This window comes from Parashewanella sp. 2304DJ23-3 (genome assembly GCF_056591695.1).
Map to the genome: position 1 here is coordinate 1 of NZ_JBWQOH010000042.1, position 255 is coordinate 255.

A 255-nucleotide genomic window follows, 5' to 3' on the forward strand; every position below is an offset into this window, starting at 1 on the left:
GCTATATATCAGGTCAATGCTGTCGCCTTCTTGCATCGCTTCAACAACCGGTGAGTCATTGAACAGGTTGAAGGTCCACTCGCCTGTTTCACTGTTGAGTATGAACTCACCGTAGTTGGCAAATTGATCGCTGACCAGTGTCCAGCTTAGGTCGCCTTGTGCGTTGTCGACGTCAGTGGCATTGAGGTCGCCACTGACACTTGGCGTGCCTGGGATGTCATTGTTTTGTGCATCAACGCCCGCTTCATCGACGGC

1 protein-coding gene is annotated in these 255 nt (G+C 52.2%); it reads right to left on the reverse strand.

The genetic code is table 11. The features are described from left to right. On the reverse strand, positions 1 to 255 hold a 255-nt coding region (locus tag AC1EU2_RS18810), incomplete at both ends, for a VCBS domain-containing protein (RefSeq protein ID WP_480299807.1).